13 protein-coding genes are annotated in these 14,177 nt (G+C 71.2%); 6 read left to right on the top strand and 7 right to left on the bottom strand.

What is annotated here, in order from left to right; translation table 11 throughout:
• Window positions 1-214: 214 nt before the first annotated feature.
• Window positions 215-2,776 carry a cell wall-binding repeat-containing protein gene (locus CUC05_RS17440; RefSeq protein WP_108667407.1) on the top strand — a complete coding sequence of 854 codons (2,562 nt, stop codon included), beginning with the start codon at window positions 215-217 and terminating at the stop codon, window positions 2,774-2,776.
• Window positions 2,777-2,791: 15 nt separating this feature from the next.
• Here CUC05_RS17440 and CUC05_RS17435 read toward each other — a convergent pair whose 3' ends face one another.
• On the bottom strand, window positions 2,792-4,525 hold the full coding sequence (locus CUC05_RS17435) for an acyl-CoA dehydrogenase family protein (protein ID WP_108667406.1): 1,734 nt from the start codon (window positions 4,523-4,525) through the stop codon (window positions 2,792-2,794).
• A 190-nt stretch (window positions 4,526-4,715) separates the two neighbouring features.
• Between CUC05_RS17435 and CUC05_RS17430 the strand changes: the two genes are divergently transcribed.
• Complete coding sequence (locus tag CUC05_RS17430) at window positions 4,716-5,684, top strand: glycine betaine ABC transporter substrate-binding protein (protein ID WP_108667405.1); 969 nt, start codon at window positions 4,716-4,718, stop codon at window positions 5,682-5,684.
• A gap of 73 nt (window positions 5,685-5,757) precedes the next feature.
• Here CUC05_RS17430 and CUC05_RS17425 read toward each other — a convergent pair whose 3' ends face one another.
• From CUC05_RS17425 to CUC05_RS17415, 3 genes are read right to left on the bottom strand one after another with little or no spacing between them, the layout of a single operon-like run.
• Window positions 5,758-6,561, bottom strand: coding sequence for an ABC transporter permease (locus CUC05_RS17425; protein ID WP_205712404.1), 804 nt, complete (start codon window positions 6,559-6,561; stop codon window positions 5,758-5,760).
• Window positions 6,558-7,766, bottom strand: a complete 1,209-nt coding sequence (locus CUC05_RS17420; protein WP_276308915.1) for an ABC transporter ATP-binding protein — start codon at window positions 7,764-7,766, stop codon at window positions 6,558-6,560. The genes CUC05_RS17425 and CUC05_RS17420 overlap by 4 nt, the downstream gene beginning before the upstream one ends.
• Entirely contained in the window at window positions 7,763-8,488 is a 726-nt protein-coding gene (locus CUC05_RS17415) for an ABC transporter permease (protein ID WP_205712403.1), read from the bottom strand. The genes CUC05_RS17420 and CUC05_RS17415 overlap by 4 nt, the downstream gene beginning before the upstream one ends.
• Window positions 8,489-8,633: 145 nt before the next feature.
• Here CUC05_RS17415 and CUC05_RS17410 point away from each other — a divergent pair, with 145 nt between their 5' ends.
• Window positions 8,634-9,431 (top strand): DUF427 domain-containing protein, encoded by a 798-nt coding sequence (locus tag CUC05_RS17410; protein ID WP_108667403.1) that lies wholly within the window; start codon window positions 8,634-8,636, stop codon window positions 9,429-9,431.
• A gap of 202 nt (window positions 9,432-9,633) precedes the next feature.
• Here the strand turns inward: CUC05_RS17410 and CUC05_RS17405 are convergent, their stop codons facing one another.
• Window positions 9,634-9,909 (bottom strand): hypothetical protein, encoded by a 276-nt coding sequence (locus CUC05_RS17405; protein ID WP_108667402.1) that lies wholly within the window; start codon window positions 9,907-9,909, stop codon window positions 9,634-9,636.
• Between the two features lie 90 nt (window positions 9,910-9,999).
• On the opposite strand from CUC05_RS17405, the gene CUC05_RS17400 reads away from it, so the two are divergent.
• The 3 genes from CUC05_RS17400 to CUC05_RS17390 all read left to right on the top strand — a co-directional run bounded on the left by CUC05_RS17400 (window position 10,000) and on the right by CUC05_RS17390 (window position 12,210).
• Window positions 10,000-10,263, top strand: coding sequence for a hypothetical protein (locus tag CUC05_RS17400; RefSeq protein WP_108667401.1), 264 nt, complete (start codon window positions 10,000-10,002; stop codon window positions 10,261-10,263).
• A gap of 63 nt (window positions 10,264-10,326) precedes the next feature.
• Window positions 10,327-10,857 (top strand): hypothetical protein, encoded by a 531-nt coding sequence (locus tag CUC05_RS17395; RefSeq protein ID WP_108667400.1) that lies wholly within the window; start codon window positions 10,327-10,329, stop codon window positions 10,855-10,857.
• A 75-nt stretch (window positions 10,858-10,932) separates the two neighbouring features.
• A complete protein-coding gene (locus CUC05_RS17390; protein ID WP_108667399.1) occupies window positions 10,933-12,210 on the top strand; it encodes an acetyl-CoA hydrolase/transferase family protein in 1,278 nt (425 codons plus the stop codon).
• A gap of 32 nt (window positions 12,211-12,242) precedes the next feature.
• Here CUC05_RS17390 and CUC05_RS17385 read toward each other — a convergent pair whose 3' ends face one another.
• Both CUC05_RS17385 and CUC05_RS17380 read right to left on the bottom strand, forming a co-directional pair.
• Window positions 12,243-12,608 (bottom strand): Hpt domain-containing protein, encoded by a 366-nt coding sequence (locus CUC05_RS17385; RefSeq protein ID WP_108667398.1) that lies wholly within the window; start codon window positions 12,606-12,608, stop codon window positions 12,243-12,245.
• Window positions 12,601-14,163, bottom strand: coding sequence for an EAL domain-containing protein (locus CUC05_RS17380; protein ID WP_108667397.1), 1,563 nt, complete (start codon window positions 14,161-14,163; stop codon window positions 12,601-12,603). The genes CUC05_RS17385 and CUC05_RS17380 overlap by 8 nt, the downstream gene beginning before the upstream one ends.
• Window positions 14,164-14,177: the final 14 nt, after the last annotated feature.

Genomic DNA, 14,177 nt, shown 5'->3' with positions numbered 1-14,177 from the left:
CGAGGGTTCGATCATCGGCCAGCATCCTCGGAGGCGGTCGTTGCCATCCGGCTTCCGGACGGCAAGCACGAGGTGAACATCCGGGTGCCGACGCGGGCCGACGCGGGGCCGACGCGGAGGGGTACCCTGCCGGTTCACCGCGCAGCCACCAAGGGGTCATCGAGCCGTCACCCCGTGCACGTGCAGGGCTTCCGTGCGGTGCCACCCTGACCCGATGCCGATCTCCCGCCGTCACCTCCTCCGCTCGACCGCCGCCGTCGGCGCGGGCGCCATCGTGCTCACCCAGCAGTTCGCCGACCTCGCCGCGCTGGCGCTGGACAACGACGACGACTTCGGGACCTCGCGGGTGTCCCGCCTCTTCCCCGGCCCGATCCTCGTGCACGCGGACCTGCACAACCACTCCCACCTCTCCGACGGCGACGGTGACGCGGCGACCTTCTACCCGCTGATCCGCGACGCCGGTGTCGACGTGGCCGCGCTGACCGACCACGCCACCCTGCAGTGGGGGCCGGCGGGCACCCCGGGCGTCGACGTGTGCCAGGCGTTCGGCCCGCTGGCCGGTGACTGCAAGAGCGTCGCCGGGCTGACCAACGACGACTGGGAGCTGACCGAACGGCTGGCCGCGGAGTTCACCGACGAGGCCAACGGGTTCCTGGGCGTCCGTGGCTTCGAGTGGTCCAGCCCCGTGCTCGGCCACGTCAACGTGTGGTTCACCGACCACTGGATCGACCCCCTGCACACCGCCGGGGTGATCGCGCCCGCTGCCGCCGAGGCCTACATCGACCCCGACCAGCTGACCGGGCCGCTCCCGGGCCCGCTGGCGACCGCGCTGGAGGCCATCGTGCAGACCACCGCGGGGGTCGGCGACGCGGCCAGCATGGCCCCGTTCCAGCAGTGGTTGGCCCAGCCGCAGGACACGCCGCTGATCGGGGGCGGCCAGAACGGCGTCGCCGGCTTCAACCACCCGGGCCGCGAACCCGGCCGGTTCGGTGGCTTCACCCACGAACCCAGCCTGCAGGACACCATCGTCTCGATGGAGATCCTCAACAAGCGGGACGACTACCTGTTCGAGGGCGTCGGCGACGGTCGTCCGAGCCCCATCATCGACTGCCTCCGCGCCGGGTGGACACCCGGGCTGATGGGCGCCAGCGACGAGCACGGCACCGACTGGGGCAGCCCGCTGGGGAAGGGGCGCGGCGGCCTGTGGATCAACGGCGGGGTGGTGAACCGGGCAGCGGTGCAGGAGGCCCTGCTGAGCCGCCGGTTCTACGCCGCCCGCGTCAAGGGCCTGCGGCTGGACACCTCCCTCAACGGCGTCCGCATGGGCGAGGTACTCGGCCATCCCGACACCGGCCCCGTCCGCATCCAGGTCGACCTCGACCGCGGCCCGGCCTCGTGGGGGCGCGAGGTCCGCATCCAGGTGCTGGCCACCCCGGCGGATCCCGACCAGCTCGTCCCCGACCTGCTGCACGTCGAGATCGCGCCGATCCCCCGCCCGGACCAGCCGGTCATCGAGTTCGTCGTCGACGGCGTCGACCCCTCGGTCGTGAAGTGGCTCGTGCTGCGCATCTCCGGCCCCAACGACCTGAACGGCGAGTCGCTCGGCATCGACGAGACCGACGGCGAGGCCGGCACCGCGTTCGCCGGCGGCGACGTGTCGTGGGCCTACTCCAGCCCCGTCCACCTCGATCCCGCGCTGGAGCCCCCTGCCGAGGACGTGGCACCCCTGACCCGCGAGCCGGACCCCGAGCCGACCCCCACCCGGCCGCCGGCCACGGGCGGCGGAGGTGGCGGTCAGCCGCCGGCCCCGCAGCCCACCTCGACCCCGACGCCGACCCCCACGCCGGACCCCGGCGAGCCGGGCGGGGTGCCCGCCACGGTGCGCCGCCGGGGTGGCGAGACGCGGGTCGACACCGCCGCAGAGGTCTCGCGCTTCACCTTCACCGCCGCCAGCGGCGTGCCCGTCCTCGTCGCGGGGGCCGACGCGCTGCCCGATGCGCTGTCCGCGGGTCCTGCCGCCGCCGTGATGGGGCCCGGTCCGCTGCTGCTGGTCACCGACGAGGTCCCCGAGGCGACCGCGGCCGAGCTCCGTCGGCTGGAGCCGAGCCGCATCGTCCTCCTCGGTGGCACCGCCGCCGTGTCGACCGAGGTCGAGGAGGCGCTCGGCGCGTTCGCCGCCGTCGAGCGGATCGGTGGACCCACACGGTTCGCCACCTCCGCCCTCATCAGCGAGGCGGCCTTCGGAGCCGACACGGGCGAGGTGTGGATCGCCAACGGTGAACGCGTCGGCGACACCCTCGCCGGGGGTGCCGCGGCCGCACGTGCCGGGGCCCCACTCCTGCTGGTGACCGCCGACGCCGTCCCGGCCGAGGTCGACGCCGAGCTGCGTCGCCTGTCGCCGGACCGCATCGTCCTGCTCGGCGGGACCGGCGCCGTCGGGGCCGACGTGGAGGCCGCCCTCGCCGACATCGCCCCGGTCACCCGGCTGGCCGGGCCCACACGGGTGCACACCGCGGCGGTGGTGGCCGAGCATGCCTTCCCGGACGCCGAGCACGTGATGGTCGTCAGCGGCGAGGCGATCCCCGACGCGCTGTCGGCCACGCCGGCGGCGTTCATGCGGATGGCGCCGGTGCTGCTGGTCGACCTCGACGACATCCCCGAGCCGACCGACGCCCAGCTGCGCCGCCTGGGCCCGCAGCGGATCACCGTCGTCGGTGGCACCGCCGCGGTGTCGGATGCGGTGCTGGACCGCCTCCGCACCTACGACGTGACCTGACGGATCACCCCAGGGCTACAGCGGCATGGCGTACGCGCCGGACTGGCCGTGGACTCGCTTCCACACCCGGTCGTAGCGGTCGTCGTCCGACGCCGGCCGGCGGACCAGGGCAAGCGCACCCTCGGCCTGCTCGGCGGTTGCCCCCTCGCGACCGTTGAGCTGGACCGCCAGGCCGGACAGGTCCCGCACCAGGAAGGAGAAGATCTGGTCGACGAGGTCCGGTGACACGTCGGTCGCGCGGGCCTGCTCGAGCACCAGGTGGGCGTAGGGCACCAGGCTGAACAGCGAACCCAGGGTCATCATCAGGTCGAGGTCCTCGAACTGCTCCGTCGACGCCGGGGCGGCCATCAGCAGCTGGCGGAACGCCTCGACCTGCTCGGTGAACACCGCGACGTTGGGCAGGTCCCATGACGCCAGCTCGTCGGCGAAGGAGTGGAAGGTGATCCGCGACAACCCGCGGGCAGGACCCTGGTCGAACAGGAAGGCGTCGTCGCGGGGGGTGGTGTCGCGGACGACGGCCGGCTGGGGCTGGGGGTTGAACAGGTAGGCCGGCAGGAACTTCAGGGCGAGCGCGATGTTGACGTGCACGGTGCCCTCGAGCTTGGGCAGCGCCCGGATGTCCCGTGCGGCCATCTCGAAGTACGTCTCGTTCTCGAACCCCTTCGCGGCGATGACGTCCCACAGGTCGTTGATGACCTTCTCCCCCTCCAGGGAGACCTGCATCTTCACCAGCGGGTTGTAGAGCAGGTAGCGCCGGTCCTCCGCCGAGGCCGCGCGCATGTAGTCCTCGGCCCGGTGGGCGAACAGCCGCATCGCCGCGAGGCGGGCGTAGGCGTCGGTCATCAGCCGCTTGACGTGGGGGAAGTCGGTGACCATCTTCCCGTACAGCTCGCGGTTGGCGGCGTGGGTGATCGCCTCGTAGAAGGCGTGGGTGGCGATCCCGATCGATGCCCAGCCCAGGTTGAACTTGCCGACGTTGACGGTGTTGAGGGCGGCGTTCCAGGCGTCGTCGCCCGTGTGCAGGATGTCCTCGTCGGCCACAGGGTGGTCGGTCAGCCGGTAGTTGGCGACGTAGCTCTGGCTGTTGATGACGTTGCGGATGCACTCGTAGCTGTCCGCCGCGCTGTCGGCGGCGAAGAACACGTAGGTGTCGTCGTCGGTGCGCTTGCCGAACGTCGAGACCATCCGGGCGACGTTGGCGTTGCCGATGTAGTACTTCTCGCCGTCGGCGCGCAGGGTCCCGTCGTCGTCGGCGGTCAGCAGCATGTCGGTGGAGTAGATGTCGGCGCCGTGGGCCTTCTCCGACAGGCCGAACGCGAAGACCTCACCGTTGCGGAGGTGCTCGGCGGCGCGGTGCTTGGCGGCCTCGTTGTCGCTCATCCAGATCGGGCCGAGGCCCAGGATCGAGACCTGCCACGTGTACCAGTACGCCAGGCCGTAGAAGCCGAGCACCTCGTTGACCGCGTCGATGCGGGTGGTGTCCCAGCGGGCGTCGGGGTCGTCGCTGTACGCCGAGGGCGTCAGGAACTTCGCGAACAGGCCGAGCTCGGCCTGCGCGGCGATGAAGTCGGTGTAGAAGACCCGTTCGTGGTCGTCGTGCTTCAGCGCCGTCTTGCCCTTGGCCTCGAACCAGTCGACCAGCCCTCGCACGACCGCACGCGACGGCTCGTCGAGGTGGTCGAAGGTGGTCTGCTGGGGATGGAAGATGTCGGCCACGCGGAATGCTCCCTGTCGATGAACGGCCGTCATCCTAGGCGGACCGGTCGGTGGGGCGACAACCGACGGACCGTGCCTCGCGCGTGGCCGAACGTGTAGGGACTGGCATGGTGGGCATGGTCAGCCACCGGGCAGCCCGCGTGCCCCCCTTTCTCCATGTCCGTCTTTTTCGCGTGGGCGCCCACCCAAGGAGGAACCTGTCATCCAACGCTTCACCCCCCGCATGTTCATCGCCCTTCTCGCGGTCCTCGCGATCCTGGGCGCCGCCTGCTCCGACTCCGGCAGCGACGGCGGCGACGAGTCCACCAGCGGCGAAGGAGGTGAGAGCAGCGGAGAGGGTGCCCTGGCCGAGTTCGACCTCGAGGGCCAGGCCGTGACCGTCGGATCCAAGGACTTCACCGAGCAGCTCGTGCTCGGGGAGATCTACGTCCAGGCGCTCGAGGCCGCAGGCGCCAGCGTGACCAACCAGGTCAACCTCGGTGGGACCGCGGTGGCCCGTGAGGCCCTGCTGGCCGGCGAGATCGACCTGTACCCGGAGTACAACGGCACCGGCTGGACGGTGCACCTCGGCAACGAGGACCCCTCCTTCGACTCCGAGGAGCTGACCACGAACGTCCGCGAGGCGGACCTCGAGGAGAACGGCATCCGCTGGGTGTCCCAGGCCCCGTTCAACAACACCTACGGCTTCGCGGCCGGTCCGGCCTTCGTCGAGGAGAACGGCGAGCTCGACCTGCAGGGCATGGCCGATTACCTGGCGGAGAACCCCAGCGCCACGGTCTGCATGGAGTCGGAGTTCCCGTCCCGTCCCGACGGCCTGGTCCTGTTCGAGAACGAGACCGGCTTCTCCATCCCCCAGGACCAGATCGTGATCCTGGACACCGGCATCATCTACAACGACACCGCCACCGGTGAGTGCACCTTCGGTGAGATCTTCACCACCGACGGCCGCATCCCGGCGCTGGAGCTCGACGTCATCGACGCCGAGGGTGTCTTCATCCTCTACAACGTCTCCGCCAACCTGCGTGACGAGGTCTACACCGAGCACCCGGAGGCCTACGAGGAGATCTTCGCGATGATCCACGAGCCGCTGACCAAGGAGCGCATGGCCGAGCTGAACAGCTTCGTGTCCGTCGAGGGCGAGGAGCCCGCCGACGTCGCCCGTCAGTACCTCGAGGCAGAGGGCCTGGTCTAGGCCCTCCGCCAGACGCGACGAAGGGGTGCGACCGGTTCGGTCGCACCCCTTCTGCGTGTCTCGATGGGGCTGCTCAGCCCAGGCCGCGGGGGGTCAGGACCTTCTCCACCAGCGCGGCGATCCAGTCGACGCTCAGCGCCACCAGGGCGGTCATGGCCGCACCCACGATGATGATGACGTCGCGCTGCAGCTTCAGGCCGGTGTTGATGGTCTCGCCGAGCCCGCCACCGCCGATCAGGAAGGCCAGCGCCGCGGTCCCGACGTTGATGACCAGCGCGGTACGGATGCCGGCAAGGATCACCGGGACGGCCAGCGGCAGCTCGATCTTCCGCAGGACCTGCCGCTTGGTCATGCCCATCCCGCGGGCGGCCTCGATGGTGGAGGTGTCGACCTGCTGCAGCCCGACCATGGTGTTGCGCAGCACCGGCAGGATCGAGTAGACGACCAGGGCGATGATGGCGGAGGAGAACGTCGTGCCGAACGTGATGGCCAGCAGGACCAGCAGGCCGTAGGCAGGGATGGCCTGTCCGCTGGACGCGATGCCCTGGATCAGTCCGGAGATCCGCCTGGCCGAGGGCCGTGTGACGAAGACCCCGAGCGGGATGGCGATGGCGATCACGAAGAACGTGGAGATACCCGCGAGCAGGAGGTGCTCGACCAGCTGGCCGCGGATCAGCTCGGCGCGCAGGGCGTCGGCCTCGATGGACCCGAGCTCCTGGGTGGTCACCCACGTGTAGAGCAGCAGCGACAGGGCCGCGATGGCAACGGGCGCCCCGAGGAGGGACACCCACGGGTTGCTGCGCACCCACTGGTAGGCGCGGAGCAGGGGGCCCTCGCCCGTGGTCCGGTAGCTGGCGTCGGCGGTGGTGGCGGTCACGATGTGGCGGCCTCCTCGTAGTGGCGGGCGGCGGCGGCCTGCATGCGGGTGATGACGTCGGTCAGGGTGTTGATGCTGATCGACCCCAGGTAGGTCCCGTCACGATCGATGACGGTGGCCATCGACGCGGTGGAGTGCAGCATCTGCTCGAGGGCGTCGCGCAGGGTGGCGTTGGGTTCCACGGTGGCGGTCACCCGGGGCCCGACCTCGTGCAGGGGGCGGTCGGTGCGCTGCAGGTGGTGCTCACCGATCCAGCGATGCGGACGGTTCTTCTCGTCCAGCAGCAGGACCCAGCCGTCGTCGGACTGCCGCAGCTTGCGCTGCACCTCGTCCCTGCTCTCACCGGGGAGGATCGTCAGGACCGGCGCGAGGTCGAGGTCACGAACCCGCTCGAGGTCCAGCCCCTTCAGGGTGGCACCGCTGCCGATGAAGTCCTCGACGAAGTCGTCGATCGGGTGGGCGAGGATGCGCTCGGGGGTGTCGAACTGCGCGATCTGCGACCGCTCCTTCAGCACCACGATCCGGTCACCCATCTTGATGGCCTCGTCGATGTCGTGGGTCACGAAGACGATGGTCTTCTTCAGGTCGGCCTGCACGCGCAGGAACTCGTTCTGCAGCCGGTCGCGGGTGATCGGGTCGATCGCCCCGAACGGCTCGTCCATCAGCATGACGGGCGGGTCGGCAGCGAGCGCACGGGCCACGCCGACGCGCTGCGCCTGGCCGCCCGACAGCTCCTTGGGGTACCGGTCGCGGTAGAGCGAGGGGTCCATGCCCACCAGGTCCAGCAGCTCGTCGACCCGCGAGGAGATGCGGGTGTCGTCCCAGCCGAGCATGCGCGGCACCGTCGCGATGTTGTCGGTGATCGTCATGTGGGGGAACAGGCCGATCTGCTGGATGACGTAGCCGATGCGGCGACGCAGCCGGTCGGCGTCGACGTCGGTGACGTCCTCGCCGTCGAAGACGATGCGTCCCGACGACGGCTCGATCATCCGGTTGATCAGGCGCAGGGTCGTGGACTTCCCGCAGCCGGACGGGCCGACGAGGACGAGGATCTCGCCCTCGGGGATGTCCAGCGTCAGGTCCTCCACCGCAGGCACGGCGGTACCGGGGTAGACCTTGGACACCTTGTCGAGGTGGATCATGGTCCGGGGTGCCGCGTCGGATGTGAGGCCCGACGTCGGCTCGGTGGTGGGGATGGCGGTCACTGGAGTCCCTTCGAGGTGGTGACCTTGGTCAGCAGCGCGAAGAGGCGCTCGAAGACCAGGGCGAGGAGGATGATGAAGACGGTGCCGGTCCAGATGCGCTCCACCGACGTGGGCAGCGGGAAGCGGGCGAGGCCGTCCTTGATGAAGTCGCCCAGCCCCCCGCCGGCGACGAGGGTGGCGATGGCGGCGATCGAGATCGTCAGCACCGTGGCCACGCGGATGCCGGTCAGGATGACCGGCCACGCCAGGGGCAGCTGCACCTTTCGGATGCGCTGCATGTTGGACAGCCCCATGCCCTTGGCGGCCTCCACGATCGCCGGGTCGACCTGGTCGAGGCCCGTGATGGTGTTCCGCAGGATCGGCAGGATCGAGTAGATCGTCAGCGCGAGGTACGGCGGCATGAAGCCGATGCCGACCAGCGGGATGAACACCGCGAACAGGGCCAGGGACGGGATCGTCAGGGCGATGCTCGACAGGGTCAGCGCGACCTGCTTCCCGACCGGGCTGCGATGCACGGCCACCCCGAGCGGGATGGCGATCGCCGCGCCGGTCAGCATCGCGGTGACCGTCAGGACCGTGTGCTCGATCGTCAGCTGGAGGATGTCGTCGGGCCGGCTGGCCACGAACTCCACCCAGCTGACCACGCCGTCGAAGGCGGTGACCAGCCTCCAGGCGAGCAGCAGCAGCAGAACGCCGCCGAGAGCGGCGGCGATGGTGAGCACTTTCCGCTCCCCTTCGGGAACAAGAGCGTCGTTGTCGCGTTGTCGAACCATGGGGCGACCCTATCCGGCGTCCGCCGACCCTCGGCACGACGCAAGGCCCCCATGCCCATGTTCACGCCATGCCAAACCCCATCAGGAGCTCCCCATGACGCTGTCGTTGTCCGACGGACCCCTCGGCACCAACCCGCCCGAGACCACCAACTACACCATCGAGGGGCCGGCCCACCGGATCCTGTTCAGCGGATTCCCCCGGCGCGTGCGTGGCGTGGTGAACGGCGAGGTCGTCATCGACACGACGCGCGGCATGCTGCTGCACGAGTCCAACATCCTGCCGGCCCTGTACGTGCCGGTCGAGGACGTGCGCATGGACCTGCTGCAGCCGACCGAGCTGTCGACCCACTGCCCGTTCAAGGGCGACGCCAGCTACTGGTCGGTCGTCGTCGGCGATCGAACGCTGGAGAACGCCGTCTGGGGCTACCCCGAGCCCAACGCCGACGCCCCGTGGTTGGCGGGCTACGTCGCCCCGTACTTCGACCGGTTCGACGCCTGGTTCGACGAGGACGAGCAGGTGGAGGGGCACCTGCGCGACCCGTACCACCGGGTCGACGTCCGCCGCAGCAGTCGCACCGTCGTCGTCCGCGTCGGCGACGTGGAGGTCGCTCGGTCGGGCCGCCCGATGGTGCTCAGCGAGACCGGCCTGCCGAACCGCTTCTACCTGCCCGAGGCCGACATCCGCACCGACCTCCTCGTCGGGTCGACCACCCGCACGCACTGCGCCTACAAGGGCGACGCCGCGTACTGGTCGATGGCCGACGGCTCGGCGGACGACGTGGCCTGGGGGTACCCCGACCCGCTGGACGACGCCGCCCGCATCGCCGACCACCGCTGCTTCTTCGGTGACGCGGTGACCACGGAGGTCGACGGCGTCGTCATCGACGCCTAGGGGTGCTCGGCCGGCCCGTCCGGGATCACCGCGCGATTGTGCACTTCGGCCGACGTGGGCGCCGAGGTGCACCAGCACCCGGCCGAGTTGTGCAGCTTCGCCGCCGGGGCGGCGGAGCTGCACATCGGCCGTGGGGTGGGCCAGCGCCTGTGCGTCGGTGGTGGTCTCCGGGTGGCTCGTCGTCGGTCCCCGTCGGGGCCGGTCAGCCGTCGCCCTCCAGCGGGGTCAACGGACGCGGTGCGTCCTCGCCGATCACCCACGCCCGTGACACCGGTTCCCCGGCGGGCAGCTCGCGGATGGTGACGCCCTCGACCACGCAGCCGTCGGCGTCGACGGAACCGCCGAGCTGCAGGACGGCCTCCATCGTGTCGTCCAGCAGGTCGCCCGGGACGTCGAGTCGTCCGACGGCGTCCGCCCCGAACCGGGTGCGGGCGTCGGTGATCAGCTGGCTGACGATGGTGATGGCCGTGGGCTCCATGTCGGGCAGGGTAACGGGATGCCTCCGGTGTGTCCCCGACAGGGATGTCCCCGATGGTGTCCCGCCGGGGCGAGGAGGAGGGTTGGCTGCATGATCGTTCCCTTCCTCACCGTGACCGCCATCGGCCTGTGGACCGCGTTCTCCCGTCGGGGAGGTCGCGTGTCGGCGGGCCCCATCGCCGGCGCCGGCCTGGTCGGCGCCTGGCTCGGGTTCCTCGTCGGCGCCGTCGCCGGCGGCGTGGTCGACCTCGTCCTCTTCGGTGGCTTCTGGCCGGTCCTCGTCGGCCACGTCGGCGCGGTCGCCGTCTCCCGCCTGGCCGTGGACAACCGGTCGCGAGCCGCGCTGCCGGGCTGACCCGCCCGTCCCCTGGCCCTCGAGCCGTGTCCAGGGCCGGCCGATCGGGGACACTCGGCCGTCGTGGACGACGACGCGACACCCGGGACCCTCGTCGGGGTCGACCTCGGCCTGCGCACCGGTGTCGCCGTCTACGCCCCCGATGCAGCCGGCGTCGTGCGCCTGCGTCGGTACTCCTCCACGCACCTGGGATCCCGCGCGACGCTCAGGCGGGCTGCACCACGCATGCTGCGCGACGTCGCGCCGGTCGACGAGGTCGTGGTCGAGGGCGACCGTGCCATGGGCGAGATCTGGGCGAGGGCCGCCGGGCGGCTGGGGGCAACCACCGCCAACGTGACCCCCGAACGATGGCGTGCGGTGCTCCTCTGGCCTCGCGACCGGACGCCGTCGGCCACGGCCAAGGCGGCCGCGAAGGACCGCGCCGTGCAGGTCATCGAGTGGTCACGGGCCACAGGAGGGCCGGACGTGCCACCTGCCCCGAAGGGGCCCCTCCGCAGCGACACCGCCGACGCGATCATGGTCGGCCTGTGGGGGGTGCTGGACCGCGGGTGGGTGCGGCCGGCCGACCTGCCGTTCCCCGTCCCCCGCACCTGAGTCGGACACGGGCAGGGGCTCGGATACGCCGGCGATCCGGGCACGAGCCCCCCCATCTGGGCGAGGATCGAGGACATGGACCACATCCAGCAGCTGCTCGACCGCCGGCGAGGTGCCGCCGACGCCGTCCTGGACCACCTGCGACCCGATGTCGATGTCGTCGTGCCGATCGCCAACGGCGAGCCGGTGACGGTGCTCGACGCGATCGAACTGGCCGGACGGGCCGGACGACTGCGGGACGTGCGGCTGCACCAGATGCACGCGCTCCACGACCGCGACTACCTGCACGGACGCATCGATGGCCTGCGCCACATCTCCTACTTCCTGTCCCACGTCACCCGTCCGGCCTTCCACGCGGGCACGATCGACCTGATCCCCAACCACTTCAGCGAGGTCCCGGTGCTGCTGGACACCGCACGGGACGTCGAGCTGGTCGTTGCGTCGGCCGCGCCACCCGACGAGCACGGCTTCTTCTCCCTGGGCACGACGGGCGGCTACACCTCGGCGCTGATCGGCAAGGTGCCGTTCTTCATCGAGGCCAACGCCCGCATGCCGGCCACCCGGGGCCGCAACCGCGTGCACATCAACGACGTCGTCGGCTGGTGCGACGCCGACTACCCGCTGGTCGAGGTCCCGCCGCCCGTGCCCGACGCGACCGCCAACCGGATCGCCGACCACGTCGCCGAGCGCGTGCCCAACGGGGCGACGATCCAGGCCGGGATCGGCGCGGTCCCGGAGGCCCTGCTGGCGAAGCTGGCCGGCCATCGCGACCTGTCGATCCACACCGAGCTGTTCGCCGACGGGCTGATGGGGTTGGCCACCTCTGGAGCCGTGCGCCTCGATCGGCCGGCCATCACGACGTTCGCCCTCGGCACCCAGGCCCTCTACGACTACATCGAGGACAACCCGACGGTGCAGTTCCACCGGGTCGACGTGGTGAACAGCCGCGAGGAGATCGCCCAGCACCCCAGCTTCGTGTCGATCAACGCGACCGTCGAGGTCGACCTGTACGGCCAGTGCGCGTCGGAGACCATCAACGGCAGGTACTGGTCGTCCTCGGGAGGGCAGGCCGACTTCGCGAGGGGGGCGTTGCACTCGCCCGGGGGCAAGGGGTTCATCGTGCTTCCCTCCACGGCCCGGGGCGGCAACGTCTCGCGCATCGTCGGCCGGCTGACGACCGGTTCGGTGGTCACCACCCTCAAGAACACCGTGGACCACGTCGTGACCGAGCACGGGGTCGCCGAGCTGCGTGGCCGATCGCTGCGCGAGCGAGCCGCCCAGCTGATCGGGATCGCCGATCCTGCCCATCGCGAGGAGCTCCTCCGAGCCGCGAGGGAGATGGACCTGGCCTGACGCCCCACGAGCGCGACGGTCCCCGGTGGGGGTCAGCCGGCCCGGAGGTCAGCCATGCCCATGCGGAGCGGCGCCGTGCAGGCCCGCAGCGCAGCACGCACGTCGGCGAGGTGGCCGGCGTCGGCGGGGGCCAGCTCGAGCGCCTGCGCCCGGGCCGAGAGCCCGTGCAGCCCGACGAGGGCGGCCGCGGACTTGAGCGTGTGCGCCGTCCGTCCCACCCCGTCGTGGTCCCCTGCGGTGGCGGCGGCGGCCAGCGCGTCCAGTCGACCCGCCAGTCCGTCGAGGAACGTGGTCACGATCATCGACACCACGTCCGGCCCACCGACCTGCTCCTGGAGGACCCCGAGCGTCTCGGCGACCAGGCCGGCGTCGTCGTACGCCACCGGCGACTCAGCCACGGGACACCGCCGCCTCGCCGACCGGTGCCGGGCGCCCCAGGTGGTACCCCTGCCCGTAGTCCACGCCCAGGGCCCGGGCAGCCTGCATCTCATCGGCGTCCTCGATGCCCTCCGCGACGATCCGGGCCCCCGTCCGGCCAGCGAAGTGCACGAGCCCCGCCACCATCGCCTCCTGTCCCGGATCGGTGTGCAACCCCGCGACCAGGGACCGGTCGAGCTTGATCAAGTCCGGACGCAGCGAGAGGATGTGCTGGAGGGAGGAGTAGCCGGCCCCGGCGTCGTCCACGGCGAGGCGAACCCGCGGACCCAGCCCTCGGACGGCGGTGACGAGGCGGTCGTAGTCCTCGACCCGGTCGTGCTCGGTGATCTCCACGACGACGTCGCGGTCCGTCGGCAGCAGCCCGGTCAGGTGCCCTCCGACGACGACATCGGGCGAGGCGTTGATCGCCACGTAGCAGTGGTCGGGCAGTCCCGCGGCGGCATCGAGCATCGAGGTGACGGTCGCACGGTGGAGCAGCGCAGACAGCCCGACCCTGGCCGCGTCGGCGAAGACCAGGTCAGGGCGTCCGTCGGGGAATCTGGTCAGCCCCTCGTACCCGACGACCTCGCCCGACCCGAGGTCCACGATCGGCTGGAACACGGGCTTGTGTGCGCTCGACTCGATGATCCGGCTGATCCGGTCATGGGTGACGGCAAGGGCGCTCGGGCCCAGCACGTGCTCGGCCAGCACCGGCGCGATGACCGTGGCCGCATCGATGCACGATGCCAGCAGCCGGTCCGCGGACACACCGGAACTCCTGTCGCGCTCCACGAGCAGCAGCCCACCCGTGCGGTCCCCGATGCCGAGCGGGGCGCAGGCCAGGGACCGGTCGTCGTGGGCGAACACGAAGGCCCCCTGCTGGCGGTGGTGGGCCAGCACGGCGGCGGTGACGGCGCCGTCGTCGCGTCCGGCGCCGGTGGCGGCGTCGGTCCCGGCGGCGGTCAGCGGGACGACGATGGCTCGTCGCGCCCCGGGCAGGTCGGCGACGAGCGCCTCGATGACGTCGCGAACCCGTTCGGGCCCGGCGTCCACGGCCGCCGCGGCGACGGCCTCGCCGAGGGCCGCACGGCGGGTGAGGTCGTCCTGCAGCACGGTGTTCCACGAGGTGGTCGTGCGCAGGTGGGCATCAATGCGTGCTCGTAGCTCGCGGGGATGGACGGGCTTGCCGACGTAGTCGTTGGCCCCGGCACCGAGCCCCGCCACGCGGGCGTCGACGTCGTCGTGTCCCGTCAGCAGGATCACCGGCACCGTGGCCAGCTGCCGTCGGCCGCGAGCCCACCGCAGGACGTCGAGGCCGCTGCCCGTACCGAGGTCGACGTCGAGGACCATCAGGGCGACCTCGGCGTCGTCGGCGGTGTCGAGGTGTGCGATGACCGACTCGGCGTCGGGGAAGTCCAGGACGTCCAGGCCGGTGAGTCCGGCCATCGCGGCGTAGGTGAGGCGTTGGGTCGGGTCGTCCTCGACGACCAGGACGCACCCGGTGCGGGCGCGGTCGGGGGAAGGTGCCGTGATCATGGTCCAAGGTGTAC

It is taken from the genome of Euzebya rosea (assembly GCF_003073135.1).
GTDB lineage: Bacteria > Actinomycetota > Nitriliruptoria > Euzebyales > Euzebyaceae > Euzebya > Euzebya rosea.
Note: the sequence above shows the minus strand (reverse complement) of the source record. Positions and strands in the feature narration are given on the sequence as shown.

Bases quoted from the DNA above. Each gene is read 5' to 3' on its own strand.
- CUC05_RS17440 (WP_108667407.1), top strand. From the start codon at position 215: ATGCCGATCTCCCGCCGTCACCTCCTCCGCTCGACCGCCGCCGTCGGC.
- CUC05_RS17435 (WP_108667406.1), bottom strand. From the start codon at position 4,525: ATGACGGCCGTTCATCGACAGGGAGCATTCCGCGTGGCCGACATCTTC.
- CUC05_RS17430 (WP_108667405.1), top strand. From the start codon at position 4,716: ATGTTCATCGCCCTTCTCGCGGTCCTCGCGATCCTGGGCGCCGCCTGC.
- CUC05_RS17410 (WP_108667403.1), top strand. From the start codon at position 8,634: ATGACGCTGTCGTTGTCCGACGGACCCCTCGGCACCAACCCGCCCGAG.
- CUC05_RS17405 (WP_108667402.1), bottom strand. From the start codon at position 9,909: ATGGAGCCCACGGCCATCACCATCGTCAGCCAGCTGATCACCGACGCC.
- CUC05_RS17400 (WP_108667401.1), top strand. From the start codon at position 10,000: ATGATCGTTCCCTTCCTCACCGTGACCGCCATCGGCCTGTGGACCGCG.
- CUC05_RS17390 (WP_108667399.1), top strand. From the start codon at position 10,933: ATGGACCACATCCAGCAGCTGCTCGACCGCCGGCGAGGTGCCGCCGAC.
- CUC05_RS17380 (WP_108667397.1), bottom strand. From the start codon at position 14,163: ATGATCACGGCACCTTCCCCCGACCGCGCCCGCACCGGGTGCGTCCTG.